This is a genomic window from Sphingomonas astragali (assembly GCF_051400615.1).
Classification (GTDB): domain Bacteria; phylum Pseudomonadota; class Alphaproteobacteria; order Sphingomonadales; family Sphingomonadaceae; genus Sphingomonas.
The window spans coordinates 621,679-646,734 of sequence record NZ_JBLFFH010000003.1 but is presented as its reverse complement, the minus strand read 5'-3'; the positions used below and the strand labels follow the sequence as shown (position 1 = coordinate 646,734).

At 63.3% G+C, this 25,056-nt stretch carries 25 protein-coding genes; 19 read left to right on the top strand and 6 right to left on the bottom strand.

Annotated features, from left to right (window positions below; translation table 11 throughout):
• Nucleotides 1-148: 148 nt before the first annotated feature.
• Together ACMGER_RS17720 and ACMGER_RS17715 are read left to right on the top strand one after the other, a co-directional pair.
• Nucleotides 149-871 (top strand): hypothetical protein, encoded by a 723-nt coding sequence (locus ACMGER_RS17720; protein ID WP_436813479.1) that lies wholly within the window; start codon nucleotides 149-151, stop codon nucleotides 869-871.
• Nucleotides 868-1,113, top strand: coding sequence for a hypothetical protein (locus ACMGER_RS17715; RefSeq protein ID WP_436813478.1), 246 nt, complete (start codon nucleotides 868-870; stop codon nucleotides 1,111-1,113). The genes ACMGER_RS17720 and ACMGER_RS17715 overlap by 4 nt, the downstream gene beginning before the upstream one ends.
• A 1,101-nt stretch (nucleotides 1,114-2,214) precedes the next feature.
• Here the strand turns inward: ACMGER_RS17715 and ACMGER_RS17710 are convergent.
• Together ACMGER_RS17710 and ACMGER_RS17705 are read right to left on the bottom strand one after the other, a co-directional pair.
• Complete coding sequence (locus ACMGER_RS17710) at nucleotides 2,215-2,565, bottom strand: hypothetical protein (protein ID WP_436813477.1); 351 nt, start codon at nucleotides 2,563-2,565, stop codon at nucleotides 2,215-2,217.
• A gap of 81 nt (nucleotides 2,566-2,646) precedes the next feature.
• Nucleotides 2,647-2,946: a hypothetical protein gene (locus ACMGER_RS17705; RefSeq protein WP_436813476.1), complete on the bottom strand. Its 300-nt coding sequence runs from the start codon at nucleotides 2,944-2,946 to the stop codon at nucleotides 2,647-2,649.
• A gap of 526 nt (nucleotides 2,947-3,472) precedes the next feature.
• On the opposite strand from ACMGER_RS17705, the gene ACMGER_RS17700 reads away from it, so the two are divergent.
• The 5 genes from ACMGER_RS17700 to ACMGER_RS17680 all read left to right on the top strand — a co-directional run bounded on the left by ACMGER_RS17700 (nucleotide 3,473) and on the right by ACMGER_RS17680 (nucleotide 7,468).
• Nucleotides 3,473-4,462, top strand: coding sequence for an ArdC family protein (locus tag ACMGER_RS17700; RefSeq protein ID WP_436813475.1), 990 nt, complete (start codon nucleotides 3,473-3,475; stop codon nucleotides 4,460-4,462).
• A complete protein-coding gene (locus tag ACMGER_RS17695) occupies nucleotides 4,459-4,863 on the top strand; it encodes a DUF2958 domain-containing protein (protein WP_436813474.1) in 405 nt (134 codons plus the stop codon). The genes ACMGER_RS17700 and ACMGER_RS17695 overlap by 4 nt, the downstream gene beginning before the upstream one ends.
• Nucleotides 4,864-4,960: 97 nt before the next feature.
• Nucleotides 4,961-6,811 (top strand): ParB/RepB/Spo0J family partition protein, encoded by a 1,851-nt coding sequence (locus ACMGER_RS17690; RefSeq protein ID WP_436813473.1) that lies wholly within the window; start codon nucleotides 4,961-4,963, stop codon nucleotides 6,809-6,811.
• A 124-nt stretch (nucleotides 6,812-6,935) separates the two neighbouring features.
• Entirely contained in the window at nucleotides 6,936-7,214 is a 279-nt protein-coding gene (locus tag ACMGER_RS17685) for a hypothetical protein (RefSeq protein ID WP_436813472.1), read from the top strand.
• 71 nt (nucleotides 7,215-7,285) lie between these two features.
• Nucleotides 7,286-7,468: a hypothetical protein gene (locus ACMGER_RS17680; RefSeq protein ID WP_436813471.1), complete on the top strand. Its 183-nt coding sequence runs from the start codon at nucleotides 7,286-7,288 to the stop codon at nucleotides 7,466-7,468.
• A 30-nt stretch (nucleotides 7,469-7,498) separates the two neighbouring features.
• Here ACMGER_RS17680 and ACMGER_RS17675 read toward each other — a convergent pair whose 3' ends face one another.
• On the bottom strand, nucleotides 7,499-7,984 hold the full coding sequence (locus tag ACMGER_RS17675) for a thermonuclease family protein (protein WP_436813470.1): 486 nt from the start codon (nucleotides 7,982-7,984) through the stop codon (nucleotides 7,499-7,501).
• A gap of 399 nt (nucleotides 7,985-8,383) precedes the next feature.
• On the opposite strand from ACMGER_RS17675, the gene ACMGER_RS17670 reads away from it, so the two are divergent.
• From ACMGER_RS17670 to ACMGER_RS17640, 7 genes are all read left to right on the top strand, one after another.
• On the top strand, nucleotides 8,384-8,710 hold the full coding sequence (locus tag ACMGER_RS17670) for a DUF736 domain-containing protein (RefSeq protein ID WP_436813469.1): 327 nt from the start codon (nucleotides 8,384-8,386) through the stop codon (nucleotides 8,708-8,710).
• A gap of 165 nt (nucleotides 8,711-8,875) precedes the next feature.
• Complete coding sequence (locus ACMGER_RS17665; RefSeq protein ID WP_436813468.1) at nucleotides 8,876-9,100, top strand: helix-turn-helix transcriptional regulator; 225 nt, start codon at nucleotides 8,876-8,878, stop codon at nucleotides 9,098-9,100.
• Nucleotides 9,093-9,665: a S26 family signal peptidase gene (locus tag ACMGER_RS17660; protein WP_436813467.1), complete on the top strand. Its 573-nt coding sequence runs from the start codon at nucleotides 9,093-9,095 to the stop codon at nucleotides 9,663-9,665. The genes ACMGER_RS17665 and ACMGER_RS17660 overlap by 8 nt, the downstream gene beginning before the upstream one ends.
• Complete coding sequence (locus ACMGER_RS17655; RefSeq protein ID WP_436813466.1) at nucleotides 9,653-10,330, top strand: lytic transglycosylase domain-containing protein; 678 nt, start codon at nucleotides 9,653-9,655, stop codon at nucleotides 10,328-10,330. The genes ACMGER_RS17660 and ACMGER_RS17655 overlap by 13 nt, the downstream gene beginning before the upstream one ends.
• Nucleotides 10,331-10,642: 312 nt before the next feature.
• Complete coding sequence (locus ACMGER_RS17650; protein WP_436813465.1) at nucleotides 10,643-10,786, top strand: hypothetical protein; 144 nt, start codon at nucleotides 10,643-10,645, stop codon at nucleotides 10,784-10,786.
• Between the two features lie 284 nt (nucleotides 10,787-11,070).
• The gene (rlxS, locus tag ACMGER_RS17645) at nucleotides 11,071-13,050 is read left to right on the top strand and encodes a relaxase/mobilization nuclease RlxS (RefSeq protein ID WP_436813464.1); all 1,980 of its coding nucleotides are present in this window, start codon (nucleotides 11,071-11,073) and stop codon (nucleotides 13,048-13,050) included.
• 340 nt (nucleotides 13,051-13,390) lie between these two features.
• A complete protein-coding gene (locus tag ACMGER_RS17640; RefSeq protein WP_436813463.1) occupies nucleotides 13,391-14,344 on the top strand; it encodes a HEPN domain-containing protein in 954 nt (317 codons plus the stop codon).
• Here the strand turns inward: ACMGER_RS17640 and ACMGER_RS17635 are convergent.
• Nucleotides 14,325-15,164 (bottom strand): DUF5710 domain-containing protein, encoded by an 840-nt coding sequence (locus ACMGER_RS17635; protein ID WP_436813462.1) that lies wholly within the window; start codon nucleotides 15,162-15,164, stop codon nucleotides 14,325-14,327. The two genes, ACMGER_RS17640 and ACMGER_RS17635, sit on opposite strands and share 20 nt — an antisense overlap.
• Before the next feature lie 263 nt (nucleotides 15,165-15,427).
• Between ACMGER_RS17635 and ACMGER_RS17630 the strand changes: the two genes are divergently transcribed.
• The 3 genes from ACMGER_RS17630 (at nucleotide 15,428) to ACMGER_RS17620 (ending at nucleotide 21,272) form a co-directional block, all read left to right on the top strand.
• Nucleotides 15,428-15,709 carry a hypothetical protein gene (locus ACMGER_RS17630; protein WP_436813461.1) on the top strand — a complete coding sequence of 94 codons (282 nt, stop codon included), beginning with the start codon at nucleotides 15,428-15,430 and terminating at the stop codon, nucleotides 15,707-15,709.
• 590 nt (nucleotides 15,710-16,299) lie between these two features.
• On the top strand, nucleotides 16,300-20,034 hold the full coding sequence (locus tag ACMGER_RS17625; RefSeq protein WP_436813460.1) for a calcium-binding protein: 3,735 nt from the start codon (nucleotides 16,300-16,302) through the stop codon (nucleotides 20,032-20,034).
• 95 nt (nucleotides 20,035-20,129) lie between these two features.
• Complete coding sequence (locus tag ACMGER_RS17620; RefSeq protein ID WP_436813459.1) at nucleotides 20,130-21,272, top strand: nucleotide disphospho-sugar-binding domain-containing protein; 1,143 nt, start codon at nucleotides 20,130-20,132, stop codon at nucleotides 21,270-21,272.
• Nucleotides 21,273-21,752: 480 nt separating this feature from the next.
• On the opposite strand, the gene ACMGER_RS17615 is transcribed toward ACMGER_RS17620, so the two are convergent.
• Both ACMGER_RS17615 and ACMGER_RS17610 read right to left on the bottom strand, forming a co-directional pair.
• Entirely contained in the window at nucleotides 21,753-22,043 is a 291-nt protein-coding gene (locus ACMGER_RS17615) for a type II toxin-antitoxin system RelE/ParE family toxin (RefSeq protein ID WP_436813458.1), read from the bottom strand.
• Entirely contained in the window at nucleotides 22,040-22,342 is a 303-nt protein-coding gene (locus ACMGER_RS17610) for a type II toxin-antitoxin system RelB/DinJ family antitoxin (protein WP_436813457.1), read from the bottom strand. Before ACMGER_RS17610 ends, ACMGER_RS17615 begins: the two co-directional genes overlap by 4 nt.
• Nucleotides 22,343-22,600: 258 nt before the next feature.
• On the opposite strand from ACMGER_RS17610, the gene ACMGER_RS17605 reads away from it, so the two are divergent.
• Together ACMGER_RS17605 and ACMGER_RS17600 are read left to right on the top strand one after the other, a co-directional pair.
• Nucleotides 22,601-24,625: a conjugal transfer protein TraG gene (locus ACMGER_RS17605; protein WP_436813456.1), complete on the top strand. Its 2,025-nt coding sequence runs from the start codon at nucleotides 22,601-22,603 to the stop codon at nucleotides 24,623-24,625.
• Nucleotides 24,588-25,037 (top strand): CopG family transcriptional regulator, encoded by a 450-nt coding sequence (locus ACMGER_RS17600; protein WP_436813455.1) that lies wholly within the window; start codon nucleotides 24,588-24,590, stop codon nucleotides 25,035-25,037. The genes ACMGER_RS17605 and ACMGER_RS17600 overlap by 38 nt, the downstream gene beginning before the upstream one ends.
• Nucleotides 25,038-25,056: the final 19 nt, after the last annotated feature.

Sequence of the window (25,056 nt, the reverse complement as noted above, 5' to 3'; positions counted from 1 at the left end):
CCGAACAGCCTAGGGTTGTGGGGTGATCCCATGCAGCCGAAAGTGGTGGTGCGAGTTCATCAAGCTGCCCAGCGCGGCGCTGCCGTTCCGATTACGTGTAATCGGGTGAACGCTTGCGCTTGCCGTACCTAACTGCGAGCGTTGGGCGATGATCGAGCTTGAAACCATAGCGCAGATGACCCCTCTTCCGGCAACGCCGGAGGGTTGGTTCGATTATGGCTACACTGCGTTGGCTGATGGACGACTGGCGCTCATCCGCACACGCAAGAATGTTCATGCCGAACATATGCGCTGGTGGGAGGTCGTGAACGGCGGCGGCCAATCGCGAGAATATCCGAAGGTCTGGGATGGCGACATGCGCCTGTCGATCTTCGACGGGATTGCCGAAACCGATGTAGCGGTCGTGCCATCGGGGGCGCATCCCATCGTTGACCGGATGGCGGACGGCAGGTGGCTCGTGGCCGGATCGCGCGCTGGAGAGGGCGAGAAGAACGGGCGTATCCATGCCGCTGACGGGTGGATGAAGCACGAGATGATCCTCGGCGACGGAATCGAAAATCTACTATGCTCGGCGGATGGCACGATCTGGGTGGGCTATTTCGACGAGGGCGTGTTCGGCGGCCCTAATAAGGACGGAAGTTGGCCGGTGTCATCGGGGGGCATTGTCCAGTTTGATGCCTCTGGCAGGGTTCTCTGGTCGTTCAACGAACGAGTTCGCGAGAACCACTCGATTGCTGACTCGTACGCGATGACGCTCTCCGGCCCCGACCTATGGGCATGCTTCTATACGGACTTCCAATCGCCCGGATCCGCGGCGGTAAGCCGGTGTTTTGGTCGAACAGCGTTGCCGGAGCGAAGGCCATCGCCGTGAAGGACGACATCGTGATGCTAGGCGGCGGCTACAGCGACGACGCCAACCGCATCACGCTCGTGAAGCTCGACGGCAAGTCCAGTCGCGAGCTTGGCAGTTTGCGGTATGCCAAGGGGACACGCGGCGAAGCCGGTGCGCTTCAAGGGCGAGGGAGCACCATCCACCTCGTCAGCGATGGCGTATGGTCCAAGGTGTCGGTCGACAAGGCTACAGCGACTATCAGGCAGGACTGCCGCTCTTGAGGGCTCGATAGACGCTGGCGAGCCCGATCTTCGAAATCGGGATGAACGAACGACCGGAAACGACAACACGGCGCTTCAAAGCGGACCGTCCGCTTCCCATCCATTCTCAGCCGTTCCGGCGCTCGCATCCGGGCGAAAGCGGACCGGCAGGAAGCGCCCCACTAGCGGACATTCGACGAAACCGTTAGGAAAGCCGCTTGGCGGCACATCTGATGGCGTATGTAGATCCTTCGAAGCGACCCCTGGCCGTCTTCTTCTCATACGTCCTCGTGTTTACTTTTTTAGCCCGCTTGGTCGAGTTAGCGACCGGGCTGTCGCTAAGAGCCTCCGGGTGGGGCTTCTTCCGCCTGGTGCTTCTGCTTGGCTTATTAGCAGGCGCCACAACTTGGCTCACGCTTCGCTGGTCACCTGACGAGACATGAGGCTTGCGAAGCGCCAGCGGCTGTCAAGTGAATTAGCGGGACCTATGTCCACGAACCAACCATTCTCGGCGTTCCGACGCTCGCATCCGGGCACCGAAAGCGGGCCGGCGGGAACCGCCCTAAGAGCAGACGTTCGCCGCTTCATTTAGTTTGCTCGATGGCCGACCTTCCTGAATTCTCGTTGCCGCAAATCTCCAAATCGGAATTCGGAGTGCCGCAGGGTCGAGTTCGCACGTCTTTTGCGCAGCCTCGTTCGCTGATCTTGGCGGTCACCGTCTGGAGTTTAGACCGATTGATCGGACCCACCTCCATTCGGCCGATACCCTTCGACCAAACCGGCCTATGGGCAAGGCCCACGTCAGCGTCGAGAAGCTCGCTCATAACTTCGCCTAAGCATTCAGCAGAGCCTGTGACCTCGAGATTGAACAAATGCTTGGGAGTTGACGGCGGATCGCTCTGACAGGCGGCCAAAATGCCGAAGATGCACAGAGGAGCAGCCTTCATCCGAATGTGATGCCTTTTTTTAGGAACGCCGACCAGTCAGCTTTTGCTGATGGTCGGCTCGGAACCGGTCAGACCGCTTCCCACCCCCTTCCTGCCGGTTTCCTCCATGAGTTCATTGCTTTGTGGATGTTTTCCCGTGTTCGGCTACAGCCGAATTAAGGCAGAACAGCCCGCATCAGCCGACAAGCCTCAGAGCCAGAGTACACGCCAACCCGACGGCCAACGCTGCGGCGGTCATCATCGCCCACCTAGCGCCCTTCGCGTTCAGACCGCTTGCTTCGTTCACGACATCGATGGCTACGCTCGTGCGCCGGAACATCGCGTGGATCTGAGCCTGTAGCACCGAAAGATCCTCATCATTGAGCATGACCAAACCCCGACCTGGGATGTCTTCCGGAAGCGGCTCCTCCGAAGGCAAGGGCAAGGCGGACGCGGCATGCCAAAAGTACGCGCTAATCGTCGCGAATATGATGGAGATAAAGTTTGCAATCGTTGCGCCAAGATCAAACCAGTAAGGCAGTTCCAATTCTAATCCCCTTTGTTAATCCCCATCGGACTCGTCACCGCGGCATGGTGCGTGGTCAGGAGCCGGCAGCGAGTCCATGTCCTAGTTGTCCTTGAACAGCGCGATTACCGAAACGATCAGCGCGAGAATGGCGATGATGTTGGCGACCATTGGACTCACCGGTTGCGCGCGTCTCGTGATTTCGAGGTCGATGATCTTCCGCGTTTGGGCGTCGATGCTGCCCATGGGCGGCCCTGCCAGCAGCTCGGGCGTCGGGATCTTTCGCGCGATGGCTGGTGTCCAGGGACCGGACGCCCACCCCTCGAACTTCGCGAAATCGTCGCTCGAACCGATCTTGTTGCTGAAGCGGGCGTAATTCCAACGCCGCCAAGTTTCCATCATCTTCGAGTCCCCTTTCGACAATCCTCTATGACGAAGATATCTGCGTTCTCGGCGCCAAGTATCCCACTGCCGATCATGCTCGTTCCGCATTTATAAGAGCATCCGCTTAGAAAAGATTTGAAGATCGGCGTCTCCGGCCTTCGGCCGGACCGCGCTCTACTCCGCTAGGCTCCCGCGTCCCTTCGGCCCGCGCTCGCCAAGCTCCACCGAGCCGCGCGTGCCGCGCGTCTCGGCGCTTCGCATGACGATCGAGCTGACGCGCTTTCGGGGCCTGCGGCCCCGCATCGGGCATCGCGCGTGCCGCGCGATGGCGCGCTTTGTTGCGGGCCGCGGCCAGAGGGGTGGTCGGCGCTCCCTGCTAGGCGCGCCCGCGCCGCCGGCAAGCCGGGCTGCGCCCAGCTCCTCCACTTCGTTGCGGCCCTGCGGGTGCCGGCGCCGCTCGCGGCGCGCCTCTCCAGTCGCGTTTCGCCGCCCACCCCTCCGGCCGAGGCCCTGGGGGTTTTTTGGGGCGGGATGGAGGTTAGCGATGGTTTCCTTAGCCACACGTCATGCCAAGACCGGCCGTGGTGGGGGTGCCAAGGCACTCCCTGCTGCGGCCAAGCAGACGGACCGCACGTTTGTCCATGACGAGGTAACGAACCGCATCATCGCCGAGCTGGAAGCGGGCAGCTTTCCTTGGGTCCAGCCTTGGGGGCGCCCCGGCGGCGCCGCGATCGGCCTGCCGCGCAACGCGCTCACCCGCAGGAGCTATTCCGGCGTCAATGTCCTGACGCTGTGGAGCGAGGTGTTCGCCAAGGGCTACGTTAGCCAAAGCTGGTTGACCTTCCGCCAAGCCATCGAGGCGGGCGGCTGCGTCCGCAAGGGCGAGCATGGCGTCGCCATCGTCTATGCCGACCGCTTCATTCCGGCCAAGGAACAGGAACGCGCGGCTGCCGCTGGCGAGGACCCCAAGGCGGTGCCGTTCCTCAAGCGGTCGACCGTGTTCAACGTCGAGCAGTGCGAAGGGCTGCGCCCCGGCCTTGCGCCCGAGCCGGTGCCGCTGCCCGAGCGCGAAATCGTCCCCGTCGCCGAGGAAGTGATTGCGGCGAGCGGCGTGCGCTTCGTGGTGCAGGGCAACCGCGCCTATTACGCGCCGGGCGCCGACATGGTGGTGGTGCCGCCGCAGCCCGCCTTCTTCGAGCAGATCAACTATTACCGCACCTGCCTGCACGAGCTGACCCACGCCACTGGCCACGCCAAGCGGCTCGGCCGCGACCTGTCCCACGCCTTCGGCACCAAAGGCTATGCGCGCGAGGAACTGGTGGCCGAGATGGGCTCGGCCTTCCTCTGCGCCGCGCTCGGCATCGCGCCGACCGTTCGCCATTCCGACTATCTGGCGAGCTGGCTGGACGTGCTGCGCGAGGACAATCGCGCGATCTTCCGTGCGGCGAGCCACGCCAGCCGCGCCGCCGAATGGCTGCTTGCCCGCCACCGCGAGGCCAACGCCGACGCGCTTGTCAGGAGGCTGGCGGCATGATGCTCCTGACCCCCGAGCTGCGCACAATGCTGCGCGCCAACGCCGAGCGGACCGCCGCCCATAGCGCGTTCAACCCTCTGCCGGTCGTCAAATTCTTCAACCCCATCGGCGCTGCCACATGGCTCGCGACCGAGCTTTACCCCAACGACGACACCTTGTTCGGGCTGGCCGATCTTGGGTTCGGCACCCCTGAACTCGGCACGTTCAGCCTGTCGGAACTGGTGAGCGTGCGGCTCCCTTGGGGCATCCGCCTCGAACGCGACATTTCGTTCCTCGGGCTCGCACCCTTGTCCATCTGGGCCACAACGGCGCGCGCCTGCGGGTCGATCATCGCAGCCGAGGCGCTGTTGCTGGACCTGCATCTCGGCCGCCCGGCCGACACCGAGCTTCCGCCGCACTGACGCGGCGGCAGACGCGCGGCGCGTCTTCGCCGCACCCAAACCGGCCCCGCTTCACCTTCGACCGATCGGCGGGACCGGCCCTCACATGGAGACTGTCATGAAACTCGAATTTGTTGCGCTCGACAAGCTGTCGATCAGCAAGACCAACATGCACTATGGCAGGAAGGTCCCCGACTTCGGCCATATCCTGCCGTCGATCCGCAAGCGCGGCATCCTGCAGCCGCTGGTGGTGCGGCAGGAAGGCGAGCCCGAGCATCACGGTGTCGTCGGTGGGGCGCGCCGCTATTTCGCGGCGCTCGCGGTGGCCGAGGAGACCGGCCAGCCCGAGCCGGTGCCGTGCGCCATCCTCGAGCAAGGCGACGACGCCGATGCGGTCGAAGCCTCGATCCTGGAGAATATGGCGCGGCGCGATCCCGACGAGGTGACGCAATGGGCGAGCTTCGTCCGGCTGGTCAAGGAAGGCCGCAGCATCGAGGAGATCGCCGAGACCTTCGCCTATCCCGAACTCAAGGTGCGCCGCATCCTCGCGCTCGGCAACCTGCTGCCGCGCATCCGCTCGCTCTATGCGCAAGAGCAGATTGACGTGCTGACGGTGCGGCACCTGACGCTCGCCAGCAAGAGCCAGCAGCGCGAATGGCTGGCCCTTTACGACTCCCCCGACGCCTATGCCCCGTCCGGCCATCAGCTCAAGGGCTGGCTGTTCGGCGGGCAGACCATCCCGGTCAAGCACGCGCTGTTCGACGTCGAGCGGAGCGGCCTGACCGTGGTCGCGGACCTGTTCGGCGACGACAGCTATTTCGCCGACGCCGAAGCCTTCTGGACCTGTCAGAATGCCGAGATCGCCGCGCGCCGCGACGCCTATCTCGCACAGGGCTGGACCGACGCGGTGGTCGTCCCGCCGTCCGACTATTTCCATGCCTATGAGCATGAGAAGGCGCCCAAGCGCAAGGGCGGCCGGGTCTACATCGACGTGCGGTCGAACGGCGAAGTGACCTTCCACGAAGGCTATGTGACCCGCAAGGAAGCCGCGCGGCTCGCCAAGGAGAAGGACAAGGATGCCAAGACGACCGCCGCCGTGCCGGGCGGCCCGACTCCCGGCAGGCCCGAGATCACTTCGGCGATGCGGACCTATATCGACCTGCACCGGCACGCCGCCGTGCGTGCCGCGCTGACCGACCAGCCGGGCATGGCGCTCCGCCTGATGGTGGCGCACGCCATTGCGGGCACGCACCTGTGGTCGGTCAAGGCCGAGCCGCAGGCGACCCGTGACGACGAGGTGCGCGAGAGCATCGAGACCGCGCCCGGCGAAGCCGTGTTCGACGAAAAACGGCGCGCGGTGCTGGCGATGCTCGGCTTCTCGGACGAGGAGCCGACCGTGATTGGCGGCAACGGCGACGAGGGCGGCGTGGCCGCGCTGTTCCTGCGCCTGATGCGGCTCGACGACGCGCAAGTCATGGCGGTGGCCGCGATCGTCATGGGCGAGAGCCTTGCCGCCGGAGGCATGGTGGTCGAGGCGGTGGGCGCCGAGCTGGACGTCGACATGGCGCGCTGGTGGACCGCCGACGCGGCGTTCTTCGAGCAGCTTCGCGACCGCGAGGTGCTGCTTGCGCTGGTCGAGGAGGTCGGCGGCAAGCGCGCCGCGCGCGAGAACCGCGACGAGCGCGGCAAGACGCTCAAGAAGGTGATCGCCGACCATCTTTCGGGAAGCGGCGGCCGCAACAAGGTCGAAGGCTGGGTGCCGAGGTGGATGCAGTTCCCGCCCGCCGCCTATACCGGCCGGGGCGGCGTGACCATGGTGGACGCGAGCGAGCGCGTCGCCGCCGCGCGCGCGGCGCTCGCGCCGCTGCCGGAGCCCGAGCCGGTCGAGCAGCCCGACCCGGCACCCGCCGAGCCGCTTGCGCTGCCGGCGCCGCAGAGCGTGCCCGAGGCGTTGCCGATCGCGGCATGAGCAGGAGCGCGCGGCCGGATCGTCCGGCCGCGCGCCTCCTTTTCTCTCGCCGCCTGACCCTTGTCCTGGGGCTGAAATTCGGCCGCGCGCCGCCGCTGTTCCAGCGCCGGCGCGCGGCATTTTCATGTGCCGGGCCGGCGTGACGGCGAGACCGGTCGAGGCGATCGCGGTTGGCGCGGATCGCTTGGCCGCGTTATCATGCGGCATGGATGTCCCCGACGACGCCACCGCCTTCGCAATCGCGCGCGAACTCATCGAGCGCCATGGCGATAATGTCGCAGCATTCCTTGAAACGAAGATCAGCGCTCTCATGGAGAGCGGCGCGTATGACGAGTTCAATGCATGGGCCATCGTGAGAAACGCGGTCGCGCTCACGCTCAAGAACGGCAACACCTGTCATTGAGGCTTCGAGCGACTCCCGTCGCTGCCCGCGGTCTCCCAAGACCGCCGAAGGGGCTCGCCGTTCGCGATCCGGTGCCCAATCGCAACGCAAGCCAGCATGGCTATATCGCCTATGCGTCGGCCCAGAACTCCCTCAACATGCTCGCGATGACCGACTTCATGTTCCACGTCACCATGCGGACCCATGCCTATATGGATGCGGTCGAGCGCCGCGCCGGCGAGGCCGAAGGTGCAGAGGCAATGGACGCCGGTTGACGGCGCCGCCGCGATCGCGCGGCGCCCCGATCAGCGCCGGGCGCCTCGGGTTCTGCGGCCGTGACCGTCGCACCAATCGGGCTTCGGCTTCCCGCGCGGCCACCACTTCGCGGCATGTGCGCGGACCAGCTCGGCCGCGACGTCGCGGCTGCCGAGCGTGAGCCGCGCGACCGTGCGGTTGTAGCTGCGTCCCACCCGTTCGATCGCAACCAGGCGCCCGCCCAGCAAGGCGCGGGCCCGTGTCGCGGCCGCCTTGCCGCGCGCGATCTCAGCATGGCAACGTGCTTGGTCCTCATGGATTTCCGGGGCGTCGATCCCGGCGATCCGGATGCGCTCACCGGACTCGAGCCGCAGCGTGTCGCCATCGGTGACATAGGCGACCCGCGCCCGATCCTGCAGCGCGGCCGCGGTCGCGATCAGCGCGGCCGCCACGCCAAGCGCCAGACGATGCAGGCGCGCCGGCCCCGTCCGCCACGCCGCACCTGTCATGCTCACTGCCCGTTCGCCGCCGTCCATGCGGGCCGCGATAGTCAGGCTATCCTCCTCTCGGCAAGGGTAGTCGCGGCACGGTTCTGCAAACGCATCAGGGACTCATGAAGCCCGGCAGTGCTCCGCGCACGGCTGGTTTCCGCGGCGCGGCGGCATCCGCTTTCTCCTTGTGTCGCGCGCGGTCCCATCCGGCTCCTTGGGCTGAGTCCTGGAACGGCCGCCGGCCCTGCGAAACCATCGCCTCCGGCTAATTTCCCCGCCGGCCCGAGGCCGGCTCCTCGCGGCCGCTTCGCTCCAAATTAGCCTGCGGCTCCGGTCCTCCGCTCGCGCTCCGGCCTGACGGTTCGCACGTCCGTCTGAGGCCGTCTCCTCGGCTCGCCCGTCGCCCGGAATGGGTCCGGGCGCAGCCAAGATGGAGACGTTGAAATGCCTGCACTCGGAACCGTCACCCGCACCGGAAACAGCTACCGGGGCCAGTTCAAGACGCCGACGATGCGCCAGCCGGTCCGCATCGAAATCCTTCCCAATGCCGAGAAGAAATCCGGCAGCCAGCCCGACTATCGGGTCTATCTCGGCGGCGGCGAAGTCGGCGGCGCGTGGATCAAGACCGGGGAGGCTTCGGGCCGGCCCTATGTCTCGCTGAGCGTCGCGGCGCCAGAGTTCGGGCCGCGGAAGATCTATGCCAATCTCGGCCGCGCCGCCGGCCAGGACGACGAAGACGTCCTCGCGATCATCTGGAACCCGCTCGACTGACCGGCCGCTCCCGCGCCCATCCGGGCGCGGGAGCTTCCCTTCGAGGGAGTCGAGGGGTCGGATTCGACTATACCCGTTTTCGACCCTGCCGAGCTGGGGCGGATCGGGGCAGTTCGAGGCGGTCTCGGGCGCAATCGGGCGCCCGACGTCGACCGGACCCGACACATGACCGACACCGCCGATCGCGCGCGGCATGCACGCGACGCCTCTCCCTTTTTGACCTCGAAGCAGACCGCTTTCTATCTCGGCATCTCGCTCGCCACGCTCAAATCGCTGCGCGCCAAACGCGCCGGCCCGCGTGCCCGCAAGCACGGCCGGACGCTGCGCTATCACATCGACGACATCGACGCCTGGTCGCAGGCGCAGGCGGCGGAGGCGCGCCATGGCTGACCGCCGCGACCTGCCGCTGTTCGCCTGGGGCGATGCGCTGCGCGCCGCCCGCCGCCACCGCATCCGGCTTCGCCGCCGCGCCGCGCTGGTCGGCATCGGCATCGCCTGCCTCGGTGCGACCATCGTCGCGCCGCCGGCCCCGCGCCTGGTCTGGAACGCGAGCGCGAGCGCGCCCGTCGGGCTCTACGCGATCACACCCGGCGCACCGATCGCGGCGGGCGATCTCGTGCTGGTCCGCCTGCCCGGCGATGTCGCCGCCTTCGCTGCGCGGCGCCATTATCTTCCGCTGAACGTACCCGCCGTCAAATATGTCGGCGCGGCCGGCGGCGATACGGTCTGCACCTTCGGCGCGACCGTCGCGATCGCCGGCCGAGGCTCGGTCCAGCGCCGCAGGGCCGACCGTCTCGGCCGCCCGCTACCCTGGTTCCAGGACTGCCGACAGCTCGGTACGGCCGAGCTGCTGCTGCTCAACCCGGCCCGGCCGGACTCGTTCGACGGCCGCTATTTCGGGATCACCGACACGCGTGCGGTGGTCGGCAAAGCGGTGCCGTTATGGGTCCGCTGACCCGCCGCGCGCTCGTCCCGCTCGCCGGGCTGGCGCTCGCGTTCGCCAGCCCGGTGCGGGCCGATCCGCTGGCGCCGTGGCGCGACTATATCGCCGAAGCATCGGCCCGGTTCGGGATACCCGTCGCCTGGATCGAGCGCGTCATGCGCGCCGAGAGCGGCGGCCGCACCACGCTCAATGGCCGGCCGATCACGTCGCGTGCGGGCGCCATGGGTCTCATGCAGCTCATGCCGGGAACTTGGTTCGACATGCGCCGCGCGCTCGGCCTGGGCAGCGATCCTCATGCACCGCGCGACAATATCCTCGCAGGCACGGCTTATCTCCGCCTGATGTACGATCGCTTCGGCTATCCGGGCTGCTTTGCCGCCTACAATGTCGGACCCGCCCGCTATACCGACCATCTCGCGACCGGCCGGCCATTACCGCCTGAGACGATCGCCTATCTCGCCGCAACCAGCGCCGGAGAAGAACCCTCGGCGGTTGCCGGGACCAGCCCGGCTCGGGCGCCGAAGCGGCCGGTCCAGGGCTTGTTCGTGGTGCTGCGGACCGTCACCGCCGCACCAGCGGCACCGCCCGGCGACACGCCGCCGAGCGCGCTGTTCGCGCCGCTTCGGCGCGCTGAACCTGCGACTTCGACGGCGCCGGGAGACGCGCCGGAATCGTGAGCGGCTGTGCCCGAAAGCGCCTGCGATCGAGCGCGTGCAGCCAATGTAGCGGACCTCACGGCGGGAATTGCGCCTGGTCTCGATCGTCCCAGGCTATCGGGCGGCAGGGCAGCTATCAAGGACGGCGGCCCCTCCAATTTTGCCGCGAAATGGAGCGCGCTTCGCGCGCGCATTTGTTCGTTCCAGCGCGACAAAATCGGTTCCTCCGCCGCCGCTTCGCGGTGCGCTTCGCGCATCCCTGACAGCCGCCCCGCCGCCCGATCGCGAGCGCAATGCTCTCGCAGCGGAGAGCGTCACGATCAGGAGGCGACGATGAGCATTGATCAGCAGATCGAGGAGCTTCGGATGGAGCTGGCGGCGTGCTCGGACAAAGCCGAGCGCGCTCAGATCGCGGCCGAGCTGGAAGCAGCCGAGGCCGTTCGCGCCGCGCTCGAAGCGGCGGAGGAGCCGGGGTGAGTCCCGGCGCTTCCAGGCACCCGGCACGGCGAACGAAAGAAGTCGAGAAGAGAAGAAATGCGGGAGAAGCCGATAAGACAGCTAAGGCAAGATAAAGCTACGGCACTGGTGTGCCGTAAACCATTGTCTGCACATCATTTTCTTGCAGGAATCTTGGCACTGTCGGCTTCGCGACAGTGCCGTAGAGGCCAGAACCCGCGCAAATCCGCCATTTCCGGCGGCACTGCTTTTCATGGCGGTGGAGCCGCGCCATGGTCGGCGGCGGGGCGAATGGGATAGACGCCATGCCCATCAGCGACGACGAGTTCGAGCCGCGCCTTGGCCGGATGCGCAGCCAGTCCGGCAGGCGCGCGCGCAAATATCTCCACCGGGTTTTGGCCGCCGCCAATCTGGCGCGCGGCGGAGCCGCACTGGGCCTCGCCAAGCCCGGCTTCAAGGGCAGCCGGATCGGGCGCGGCGCGGGCGTCGGCCGCGTGCTCGGCGCGCGCGATCGGTTCGCCGCCTATCGACAGCGGCGCGTGATCGTCAAAGCCCGGTCGGTGAAGCTCGCCGGCAAGGGCATGGACGGCGCTCGCGCGCACCTCAGCTATCTCGGGCGAGACGGCGTGACGCGCGATGGCAAGCCCGCCGAGTTCTATGTGAAAGACGCCGACAAGATGGACAGCAAGAAGTGGCTCGAACCCCATGCCGGCGATCGTCACCAATTCCGGTTCATCGTGTCGCCCGAGGACGGCGCGCAGATCGACGATCTCAGGGACTTCACGCGGCGGCTCATGGCGCGGGTCGAGGAGGATCTCGGCACCAAGCTCGATTGGATCGCGATCGACCACTACAACACCGGCCATCCGCACACGCATATCATGCTGCGCGGCAAGAACGATCGGGGCCAGGATCTCGTCATCGCGCCGGAGTATCTGACCCGCGGTATCCGCGAGCGCGCGGCCGAGCTCGTCGACCTCGATCTCGGCCCGCGCAGCGACCGCGACATCGAGGACCGGCTGCGCGCGGAAATCGGCCAGGAGCGGTTGACCAGCATCGACCGGCGGCTGATCCATGACATGGATGCCGCGCGGGTGGTATCCGCTGCCGCGCGCGATCCGTTCCAGCAGAGCTTGCGCGCCGGCCGTCTCGCCGCGCTCGGCCGGCTCGGTCTCGCCGAGCGGACCGAGGGCGGTTGGCAGCTCGCCGACGGACTTGAGAACATTTTGCGGTGGATGGGCGAGCGCGGCGACATCATCCGCACGATGCAGCGCGCATTTTCCGAACGCAGGGCCGCGCCGGCGCTCGCCGATCTCGCCATCTACGAGCCCGGCGCGCCGGGCGCGCGGGCGATCACCGGCTGCATCGTCGAGCGCGGCCTGTCGGACGAATATCGCGACCGCCATTATCTCATCGTCGAGGCGACCGATGGCCGCACCCATTATGTCGATGTCGGCTATGGCGAGCGGCTGGCGCCGATCCCTATGGGCGCGGTCGTCCGTCTTGAGCCTGTCGACGCCGCGATCCGCGAGTCCGATCGGACGATAGCCGCGGTCGCCGCCGCCAATGGCGGCCGCTACGATGTCGACGCGCATCTCCGGCATGATCCGTCCGCCAGCGAGGTGTTCGCCGAGACGCATGTGCGGCGGCTCGAAGCAATGCGGAAGGCGGGCTTCGCGGAGCGCTCGCCCGACGGGAGCTGGATCGTCACGCCCGATCATCTCGACCGCGCTGCGGCCTATGAAGCGATGCGCGCGAAGGAGGCTCCCGTTCGGGTCATGACACTCTCCGTTCAGCCTATCGAAAAGCTGGTCGGCGCCGAGGCCGCGACCTGGCTCGATCGCGAGCTGGTCGCGGCCGCGCCGGAACCACTGCGCGAGGCCGGATTTGGCGCGGCCGTGCGCGATGCCCAGGACCGCCGCAGGCAATGGCTGGTCGCCCAGGGCTTCGCCGAGGAAAGCGACGCCGGCGTCCGCTATCAGCGCGGGATGCTCGCGGCGCTCCAGCGCCGCGAGCTGCTGCGCGTCGCGGACCAACTCTCCGACGAGCTGAAGCTGCCGTTTGTCGAAGCCTCGCCGGGCGCCCGCGTCGAGGGCGTGTATCGCCGCTCGGTCGATCTCGCGAGCGCGCGGTTCGCGGTCATCGAGAAGTCACGCGAATTCACATTGGTGCCGTGGCGGCCGGTGCTCGACCGTCATGTCGGCAAATCGGTCTCGGGCCTGATGCGCGGCGACGGGATCAGCTGGACGATCGGCCGCGGCCGTACCGGGCCGACGATTAGCTGAGCGCTGTGCTATTTTCTGAACAGCAGCGAGGCGAAACCGCACCATAGGCTATACGCTGTCGAGCCACCAGCAGGAGTGCCAAGATGAGAATTCGATGCCGGCGGCGGTTCCCTTGCGAGCTGCCGGTTGTGGTGGCGGACCAGTGTTTCGACGCTTTCGCATTACCGAACCTGGCTTGGATCAGTTTGCCGGCCATTGGGCAACACCGGAGTTGAAGCGGCTTCTGCGCGCCGGAAAGCAAGCAACCTTGCGCAGCGTTCTGAATGGCATTCGTTTCTAAACGCCATCCCCCCGTACGCCGGTCAACGCCATGGCTCGCTGCCGGCTATGTGATGAGCCCTTGCCTTATGGCGATCGCGAGGCGAGAATCACGCTGGTGCGCAGCGATATCGATCATCTCCCTCAGCGCCAGCAAGACGAGTTGGAGCACGTCAAGCAAGTCCTGATGGATGAGTTCGCCGTGGCGATCTCGCGTGCGACGCAGCCGTGGAAGCGTAACGGCAAAATCCTCAAGATCATCCTGTTCGGGAGCTATTCCCGAACCGATTGGGTGGATGAGCCCGAGAACGGCTACCAGTCCGATTTCGACCTGCTGGTGATCGTCAGCCACAAGGACCTGACCGAGATCGCCGATTACTGGTATGTCGCGGAGGACAAGATCCTGCGCGATCCGGCCGTCGGGCGACTGGTCAACATCATCGTTCACACCATGGAGGAAGTGAACGACGCGCTGATCCGCGGCGAGTATTTTTGGGTCGATATCGCCCGCGACGGCATCGCACTCTACGAGCTTCCTGGCTTTCCGCTGGCGACGCCGCAGCCGCTTACACCAGCCGATGCCTATGCAATGGCGCAGCGGTATTTCGCTGATTGGTATCCCGCAATCGGCGACCTGCTCGCTGGCGCCGAATTCTATCGGGGCATTAAGAACAACAATCTCGCTGCGTTCACGCTGCACCAAGCGACTGAGCGAGCCTACACCTGCTTTCTGCTGGTATTCACCTTCTACGTGCCTCGCTCGCACAACATCAAATTTCTACGCTCCCTGGCCGAGGAGCGGAACCAGCGTCTAATCGCGGCCTGGCCGCGGAACACGCGCATTGACCGGCGCCGCTTCGAGCTGCTGAAGCGTGCCTATGTCGAGGCTCGCTATTCCGAGAGCTACGAGATCAGCGTCGAGGAACTGGCCGCGCTAACCCAATCGGTCGAACGGTTGGGCGATCTTGTCGAGCAGGTCTGCCGCGAGCGCCTTGAGGAACTGAGCCAGGCTGCCGTCAGCGGAAAAGCGACTTGAGCGCGCCTAGGATCGAGCGATCGACCTTTTGCTCCGGCTGCGACGTCGGAAGTGGAATGACGATGCGCCGGGGCTGAGCAGCAGGAGGTTCGGGCTCCAGCAAATGATTCCAGAACAGTCGGTCCGCCTCCTCGGCACCTCGCCGGGCCAGGGAGACCAGTTCCCGGTTGGATGCTTCAGCACGAGCGGCGCCAGCCTCGTCGGGCGTGAAGCCGTGGGTTCGCGTCACCCAGCTATAGTCGCTTTGCCATTCGTGGCTGGAGCGTTCTTCCCATTGCGCAAGCGCCTCCTCTGCCGCGCTTTCGGCCTGGGCGCGCGTCCAGCGATTGATCGCCATGACATGCCGAAGGGTCTCTTCCTCCCGGCCGTCGATCATCGACTTCCCCCAATGGCGAACATGGTGGCAATCCGGGCATAGCGCGATCACGCTCTTGAGCGTCTGCGTGTGCGTCACATCGTCATATTCCCAGGCTTCGTCCGCTTCGACCGGCCATTGTGGCCCACGGCCGCCGCAGACTCGGCAGCGATTGCCAGCCAGCTCATAGGCGTGCCGCCGGACCACATCCCATTGTTCCTTCGGCAGCAGCGCGCGCAGGTTCTTGCCCCACAATGTCTGCGGCACCATCCACGGTCGGATATACGGCGGCGGAAGCTCCGGCCGATACATGCGCGGCACGAACGGCCGGAGCTGCACGTAAGCCTGCGTGGTGAGCTGCCGGGAGTCGCATGTCCACACCCGCTGCTCCGGCTGCCATCGGGCGCCGGCGAGCCGTGCTTCGTCCTTTCTGGCGAACGGCACGCACAGAGGAATTGTGCTCATGGCAGCATTCTCGTGCAGGATCTCAGAGACGCCAAATCGATTCATCCCGGATTAGAGGCGCTCCGCGCAGATGGGAATGACCGGGATTGATGGTTAACCGATCGTCAGCTTCGCGAGCGGCAAAAGTCGATAGCGGCCGCTCACTCGTCGCAGTATGCCTGCGCCATGAACGCTCAGCCGCTACCGGTTGGTAGCAAATGCTAAAGGATTGGGTGTAACTGTGATCTTAGTCGACCCACTGAATCAGCAAGGCGTGGTGAACAATGTTCGAACTGGCCGCCTTTGTAATCGTCTATATCACGATCTGCTGTCTCGTGATTGTCGGCCCCACATACCTGCTGGCGAGGCTGGGCTATGCGAAAACCTCGTTTGTAGTGGCGCTGGTAACGGCGTCTGCGCTGACGATCGATTACATCTATAACTGGGATGGAATCTCTTACCCTCACTGGTTTCTAAGCGGGCCAACCGCCCTATTCCCATTAACGATATTAGTTGCCGCGGGAGCGGTCGCGATCGGCTTTATGGCTTGTCTTAAGCGCCTTTGAGATATGGGTAACCTGTTGATCTAGTGGTGGCATTATTTACAATGCGGGCCGTCTGCCAACAGACCTACTCGGACCACTTGCCGTGACTACTGAGAGCCGCTCGTTCTAGGGGGCCGCGACGATACTGCCGAGAAACGGCGTTGACTCCCTGGAGGTCGTCAGAATTCTAGGCTGAATGGGGGTAGGCCATCCAGTCCAGCGCCACCTCGCGTCGCTCGAGGAGGGGCATCTCCGCGGCGATGGGATTTTCCGCCGCTCGCACGACTACAAGTCTTCCCAAACTCACTTCGTTTGTGCAGAATCGCGATAGTAATATCGCGTGCTCCTTAATTCACAATGAACCCATCATTTTACGGATCAAGGCCGCTGAAATCAATCGTCGAATATGGGAACTAGTTGAGAGAAGGGTTCGATTCTACCTAGAAAAAATTGAGCTGCCATGGAGATAATCGATGACCCCCGTTAGATCAGAATACATGCTAAACTATTTCCTGTACGGCGAAGAAACTCGCCCATCTGATATATCTTCTTCGGACATTATACGGCCAGTAGATACATCGTCACAATTTTCTGTAACTATGCAAAGTTACATGGATAGCATCGGTAGATTCGCACTGCCATCCCAATTTGATCTTATCCAGCTATTTTTCTCGTCATCAAACGTCCCTATTAAGATCGATGAAAATGGCGTCGCGACGTTTTATTCGAAAGCGGAGATAGCCGGCTTTTTTGGCTTGGATAGCTACGGTCTTACAGTGCAGCAGTATTTATACAGTGATGGTATAAATGATTATGCAGAAAGAGTTTTACTATGGAATACGGGAGCATTCAAGATATCTGATGATGTGCAATTTTGGGTAGATGCTGACGGCAACCGGCACATAGAAAATTTGGCAATCCAACCCAGAGGAGAGGAAAACTTTGATTTAACAAGCAATGATTTTTTTACTCAAATAGGAAACGAGGCATATCTTCAAGATCGACTAGATCCGTATCATATAGGAAGGATAGTAAATATAGATTTTTCAGGCGATGTGGAGCGCCGTAGCTATGACTCTGAAGATTATTTATCCGATTTGCAGACATCTCAAGCTTGGATAACTCCAGATCCCGTGTCCGCTTTGAACGCTATTTCGTCCCTAGTTTCTGATTTGAATACAGATAACATCATTTCTCCATTGGATGATCTTGGTCGTCCTATTATCTATGGCACAGATAATAGCGATAATCTTCTCGATAATACGAGTTCAAAACCCTTCTACGATGGGAAATCTGCTGGAGGGCTTGTCTTCGTAAGCGGGTCGGGAGCTGATCACATAACCGCGGAATCTGGCACAAACCTTATCAAAGGCGGGGCTGGGAACGATACTATAATTTCTCATGGGAGCAACGATTCCGTTTATGGAGAAGGTGATAATGATCTGATAAAAATCGGATCCAACTCGATAGATATCCACTTCTCTGCGGAAGATGGCCATGATGTTGCTCAGTATGATAATGCAAGTGCCAATTATAATTTGAAATTAGATGGTTTGAATTTAGAGGATGTGTCCTTCATTGCTGGTGGAGTAGATCTCTATAGCTATGGCCACGAGATAATCGATTATGTCGCATTTGAATGGATTGGCATTAAGATCGATGCAACGGGCGAGACAATTGTATTTAGTAACAGTGACCAGAGCATAGGCCCTTCCGGCGATGCGGGTTATGATCAAGGTGGAATAGCTTATGCAAAATCGACGATATCGTTGAACTCAATAGAGTTTGAAAACGGGCAGATCATAAATAAAGATACAATATGGTCATATATTGAAAATTGGAAGAGTCGAGACGATGTCTTCTTTGATCTTATGAGAAGCTATAGCGGTTGGGGAAATTTTAAAGGTCAGAGTTACTTACCGAGCAAATACCTACAGCATTTGAATGACACTTACTTTCAGGCTCTAGCAATTTCTCCGCCAGTTGCGAAAACAGTCGAGGGGTCTAGCGATACTGATTTCCTTAGTGATGGCTACGGCAGTGATGTTGTGCGAGGTCTGGCTGGTGATGATTATATTACTACGGGCGCCGGTGATGACGTCGTTGAATGGACCGCCGGCGATGGGAACGATATCCTCTATTCCTCCGGAGCAGGCAACGGCACCGACACGCTGAAGCTGGGAGCCGGAATTGCTGTTGGCGACCTTCTATTCTCGGCAGAAGGCACCGCTATAAAGATCGAGTTCAATGGCTCGAATGGCTCCATCTATCTCGCCGACGAGCTGGCAGCGGTAGTCAGTGGCGGCGCGCATCAGATACTCTTTGATGACGGTACACTATGGTCGTCGGCGCAGCTCATAGCCGCTGCAAGCAGCGCGATAGCCGCCGCTCATGAAACCGTCGACGGAACCAACGGCTCGGACGAAATCTACCTGCCGCAAACGAATTTCACCGCTGAGGGTCATGAAGGTGACGATACCCTGACCGTGTTCGGTGACGGCTTTGGTACAGTAATTTTTGGAGCCGGAGCTGGTAGCGACAAATACCTGTCGTATGGGAATCGGTCCGACACGTTGGAACTCACCGGCATCCTCCCGGGGGACGTGACCATCACGCGCTCGGGTCCGGCGGGCTTTCTCACGATTGCGGCCACGGGCGAAACGATGGAGATCGGTTCGCAGTTCGTAATTGGCGATCTCGGCGCGATGGGCGGATTTGAAGCGATCAAGTTTTCAAATGGCGTCGTCTGGGATCGTGATGACATTGAGACGGCTGCGGGACCGTCGACACCGCGGCCGATCAATGGGACTGCCGGGGCTGACGAGATTTATCTGCCTTACTACGATGCAGTGGTGGATGCCGGTCTGGGCAATGACACGATCGTCAATGCCGAGGAGGGAACGGCGGTTATTCGCTATGCCAAGGGTGATGGGAGCGACACGATCGGGGGCGGCTATGCTGTTCGCAATGATACTCTGCTTCTCACCGATCTGTTGCCGCAGGAGTTGGCGATAACAAAGGTTGGCGGCGCCGCGGTCCTGACCATTCTCGAAACTGGAGACACGATCCAGCTTCTTGGCCAGTTTCCCGAAGAGGAGGGCTATCTCCAGCTTGGCGTCGACATCATTCGCTTCGCCGACGGGAGCGAATGGGACCGGGGCGATATCGAGTATCTGGCATCGCAACCGACCAATCCGCCGGCCGGGAATATTCCCTATCCGGAGACGACTAACACGGTCACGTTCGACCCAGGTGCAATGATCGGTACCACCGCCAACGACTATATCGTGGCACCGTCGGGGCCGGCAGGTGGCTCGAACGGCAATGTGCTCTCGGGCCTGGATGGCAACGACTGGATGGTGAGCGAGAGCTGGAGCAGCTCGATGGACGGCGGTGTCGGGGCCGATGTTCTCGAAGTCCGCAATTCGGACCTCACCGTGACCGGCGGTGGCGGCAGCGACCATTTCGTGTTCGATGCCGGCAACTTCGTCGGGGAAAGCTGGAGCCTCGATCCGCAATATACCTGGGCGACCATCACCGATTTCGAGGACGGCCTCGACAAGATCGCCGTTCTCAACACCGCTGCAGGCTTCGGCGCGCTCACGTTGACGCAGGCGGGTGCCGACGTGGAGATCACGATGGCCGGAGCGCCGAAGATCGTGGTCGCGCAGACGCTCGTTGCCGATCTCACCGCGGATGATTTCATCGTCAGGCTGGGCGGAGACGCGGGAACGCCGCCGAGCGGCGATGGCGTCGTCTATCCCACACCCACGAATGTCGTCAGCTACGACAGTGCCCAGATGGACGGCACGGCTGCCAACGATTCCATCTTCGCACTCTCCAGCTCGAACGGAACCTCGCTGCTCGGCCGTGACGGCGACGATCTGCTGATTACCGAAAGCTGGGCCAGCTTCGTGAGCGGCGGCGCCGGCAATGACGTGATCGAAATCCGCAATGACGATGTCACTGCGATCGGCGGTGCCGGATACGACTCTTTCGTCTTCGATCCAGCAGCCTTCGTCGGCGAATCCTGGGCGCTCGATCCTGGGTTCGTATGGGCCACGATCACCGGCTTCACCAGCGGCGAGGACAAGCTGGCGATCGGTTCGGCCGCCTATGAGGACCTCACGATCTCGCAGGTCGGAGACAATGTCGAAATCTCGATGGATGGAGCGCCTCGTATCATCCTGCGCGGGACATCGGCATCGGACATCGACGCATCCGATTTCATCTTCGACACCGATCCACAGCAGACGCTGGGCTATGCCGATACGCCCATGCCAATCTGGGATGGAGCGGGGTCGGAACACCACTTCCAACCTGAAATGATGACCTGGTTCGCTTGAGCTGAATTACGACAAACATGAATCTGACGGCGTGCGGCCTTCCAACGAGGTGCCGCACGTTTGTCTCGCCGGTATCGAAGTGTAGACGTAGCTCGATGCCAAGGCTGTTGATCGGTTGGGAATTGGGCGCGGGAGCCGGTCACCTCCACCGCCTGGTCCCGATCATCGATCTCTATCTGTCTCGCGGCTGGAGCGTGGTTGCCGCAGTTCGCGCCAGAGCCGCAGCCAATGCGCTGTTTGCACGCTTTGAACGCCATCTCGCCGATGGAAGCCTCTCCGCCGTCCAAGCTCCCATCTTCCTGCACCCGAGCCGCGGTCCAACCGATGCGGCATCGCTCCCCGAACTGCTCGCCCACATGGGATTTGCCGAAGCCGATTTGGTGAGGCCGGTCGTCGGAGCATGGCATCGGGTCCTGATCGATGCCCGGCCGGACGCGATCATTTCGGACATGGCTCCCAGTCTCAACATCGCAGCGCGCGGGAAGCTACCGCTGATCGTCATCGGCAATGGCTGGACGATTCCGCCCGACACCGCTGATCCCGTTCCGTTTCAGCTTCGTCCCGGCGCGCAAGCGGCGGCAAGCGAAGCCGCGATGCGCGTGCTGGACACCGTATCGAAAGTCGACGGCAAACCGTGCTTCGGGCGTTTCAGCGACTTGCTCCGCGGCTCGGCCAACCTGGTCTGCACGCTCGATCTGTTCGACCCTTACCGGGACCATCGGAATGAAGATTACTATTGGCCGGTTGAGATAGCTCCACCCGCTGCCACATCTCATGAGCGCGATCGTGGTTTCGTATATCTACCGAAGAACCACCCTGCGCTCGCCTCAGTGCTTCGCGCGATTGAAGCCGGCTCGATACCATTCCGAGGGCATTTTTCAGGGGTGGAACCTTCGGCGCGTAATCTTGTCGCTAGCGCTGCTCCGATGAAGCTTGCTGATGAGCTGCCGCGCAGTCGCCTCGCGGTGCACCACGGTGGTCTCGGAACCGCGATCGAGTGCCTGATCCATGGCGTGCCGCAGATGATCAGCTTTCTCGATTACGAGAAGTTCGTGATCACGCGCGGTCTGGAGGCGGCTGGCGCAGGGATAGCATTTCCTCCTCGCGCCGATGCGGCAGCGCTCGCTCGCGCATTCGAACGCGTGGCGAAGCTGGTTCCCAAGGCGCCGGAATATTCGAGGATGAAGACGCGGTCGCCCGACGAAACGCTATCTGCGCTCTGCGGCTGGACGGGCTAACCTCCGTCTCGATATGAGCTCAGTAGATTTTGACTGAGTATTGAGTGCCATGTCGACTGTCGTGTCGACAGACTTATTCGACGTCGGCCCAATCAACTGATCATCTCGAGGGCATGCAACGTAACTCAGTCGTAAGTGACCACGGGCTTCGGAGAACGTCGAACGGCGGCTGTCAGCGCTTCAATCTCGAAAGCTGCCAGTCCGAAAACAGCCCATTGCTATCATAAGACTTTGATATTCAACGACTGAAATTGGGGCGTTAGCTGACCGGCTGCTTTTCGAGCAGACAACGACCGGACGCTTACGTACTGCGTTTTGAGCATCGGACTCATCCGCGCTTCTTCATCACTTTGGCGTTCAGTCGGCAGCGCAGCGAAGTCACCTTTGGGCCAAAGACATACGATGCTGCGCCCCCCCAACCTGTTCGCGAACACGGTTCAATGATGCGCGTGGCCGCGGTTGAATCGAGTTGAGCCGTCCCTATTCGTCGAAAGTGTCGGGCCAGATGCGGGCGCCGTGAATCACGCGCAGGATGCGAACTACGTCGCCGATCACGCGATAGGGCGTAATGTACGGTGTGCGGGCGATGACAAGCTCGCGCGTGCCTTCGACGCGGCCGATCCGACCGCTTTGAGGATAGGCAACGAGCCGCCAAGTCGCCGCTTCAATGCGCTCGTCGACCATCACGGCCGCACGGGGATCGTCGGTTTCGATATAGTCGAAGATCGCGCGCCTATCTTCCAGGGCGCGCTGCGACCAGACCAGCCTCACGCATTGTCCGCCTTGCGCATCGCGGCAGCGCGCCGCGCGGCGAACTCGGCCTCGACCTCTTCGCTCGAGACATCCGGCCGATCATCGTCCAGCGCTTCATGGACCTTCGCGCGAAACCAGGCGTCATAGGCTTCGCGGTCGGCCGCCAGCTCGAACGGCAGCCGCCCCTCGCGCGCCGTTCGGGTGAGCAGGATGCGCACCGCATCGGAGACCGTCAGGCCCATCGCATCGAGAATGGCGGTCGCGCGGTCCTTCACGTCGGGATCGACACGGGTTTGGATCAATGCATTGGCGGCCATGGGCGCGACTCCTGTATTGCATCGCCAATGTAATGCAATTGCATGACAGATTCCAGAGAGCGGGGCAGAAGGCCATGGTTGATGACTCCGGTCCGACGGCGCCCCAATCGCCGCTGTGGCAAAGATTGAAGGCTGCGGCGGCGCCAGCCTAGCCTCTGACAGCCAAACAGCACCCATCAGCACCGTTCAATTTTTCGTGCGAGGCGCGGATTCTTAGGCCGTGCCCAGCGGACGGCTCCGCGGGCGGGAGTCTCAGCCATGACGCCGACCAAGCTCTTGATCGGGCAAATCCTTGCCGTGTTCGCGATCGTCCTGCTCGGCCTGTCGGCAGCGACGCAGTGGGCGGCGGCGATGCTGGCCTATCAGCCCGAGCTTGGCCGGCCTTGGGCGGTAGCGGCGGGCGTGCCCCTCTACCGGCCGTGGGCGATCTTCATCTGGTGGTATCACTTCGATGCTTACGCGCCCCACGTCTTCGACGAGGCGGGTGCGCTCGCGGGAGCGAGCGGCTTCATCGGCTGCGCCGCCGCCATCTTCGGTTCGCTGTGGCGCGCGCGCCAGAACCGGAACGTCACCACTTACGGCTCGGCACGTTGGGCGACCCAGCGCGAGATCGAGGCCGCCGGCCTGTTCGAGAATGCCGGCGTGCTGCTCGGGCGGCTGCATGGGCGGTATCTGCGTCACAACGGCCCCGAGCATGTCATGTGCTTTGCCCCGACCCGATCGGGCAAGGGCGTCGGCCTGGTCGTGCCGACCTTGCTGTCCTGGACCGGCAGCGCGGTCATTCATGACATCAAGGGCGAGAACTGGACGCTGACCGCCGGCTGGCGAGCGCGCTTTTCCCATTGCCTGCTGTTCAACCCGACCGATCGGCGCTCGGCGCACTACAATCCGCTGCTCGAGGTCCGCAAAGGCCCGAACGAGGTCCGCGACGTCCAGAACATCGCCGACATCCTCGTGGACCCCGAAGGCGCTTTGGAGCGGCGCAATCATTGGGAGAAGACCGGGCACGCGCTGTTGGTCGGGGCCATCCTCCACGTCCTCTACGCCGAGGAGGAAAAGACGCTCGCGCGCGTCGCCACTTTCCTTTCCGATCCGCAACGCAGCTTCATCTCCACGCTGCGGCGGATGATGTCGACCAATCACCTTGGCGACGAGGAGCATCCGCGCGTCCACCCGGTCGTCGCGAGCGCCGCCCGCGAGCTCCTCAACAAGAGCGAGAACGAACGCAGCGGCGTGCTGTCGACCGCCATGTCATTCCTTTCGCTCTACCGCGATCCGACCGTGGCCGAAGTCACGTCGCGCTGCGACTGGCGGATTGCCGATCTCGTGGAAGCCGAGCGGCCGGTCTCGCTCTACCTCGTGGTGCCGCCGTCGGACATCTCGCGGACCAAGCCGCTCATTCGGTTGGTGCTGAACCAGATCGGGCGCCGGCTCACCGAACGCCTTGATCCCGGCGCGGACGGTGCCCGTCGGCACCGGCTGCTGATGATGCTGGACGAGTTCCCGGCCTTGGGCCGCTTGGACTTCTTCGAGACCAGCCTTGCCTTCGTCGCGGGCTACGGCGTGCGGGCCTTCCTGATCGCGCAATCGCTCAACCAGATCGAAAAGGCTTACGGCGAGCACAATTCGATCCTCGACAACTGCCACGTCCGCGTCGCGTTCAGCACCAACGACGAGCGGACCGCCAAACGCATCTCCGACGCGCTTGGCACGGCGACCGAGCAGCGGGCGATGCGCAACTATGCCGGCCACCGCCTCGCGCCCTGGCTCGCCCACGTCATGGTCAGCCGCCAGGAGACCGCCCGCCAGCTCATGACCCCCGGCGAGATCATGCAGCTCCCGCCGACCGACGAGCTCGTGCTTGTTTCCGGCACCTCGCCAATCCGCGCGAAAAAGCTGCGCTACTATGCCGACGGCAATTTCACGCCGCGCGTCCTGCCGGCGCCACGCCTCTCTGACGGCATCTATGCGGACCGGCCCGAGCCTCGGCCCCATGATTGGCCCGACGCGCCCCGACGCCCAGACGTCCGCCTGGCACAGGATGCCGAAGCCGAGACCGGCGACGTCGACGGCGGCATGGAACAGCAGCGGCACCCCGGCCTTCCCGAGGAAGCTCCGGCCAAGGTTGCCGAGCCCGCGCCCGTGCCTGCGCAGGATCTCGTCGATGAAGACGATATTGCCGCCGACAAGCGCGCCTTGGATCGCGTCGGCAGCCTCAGCGCCGTAGCGCGCGGCCACGCACTCAATGTCGGCGGCGGGCACGACCTGCTGCCGGGACTGTGAGGCGGCCATGAAGGTCCGGCAGAACCTCTATATCGACCGCGAAATCAGCGATGCGCTCGAAGCGCTCGCTGCGGCTCCCGGCGCCAACAAGTCGCGGATGGTCAACGATGCGCTCGGGGCCTGGCTCGCACGGCGCGCGACCAAGGAAGTCGACGACCTGTTCAAGGCGCGGCTCGATCGCATCGCCCGCGAGCTGGGCAAGACGCGGCGCGATATCGACGTGCTGCTCGAAAGCTTCAGCCTGTTCGTGCGCTACCAGCTCACGGTGATGGCGCCGCTTCCCGAAGCGGACGCGGCGGCAAGGGCCGTCGGCCAGGCACGCTTCGATGCCTTCCTGCGCCAGGTGGGCCGGCAGATCGCGGACGGCCGCCGCACGCTCGCAGCCGATATCGATGAGGAGGCGGCATCGTGAGCGCCGGCCTCTCCGAAGA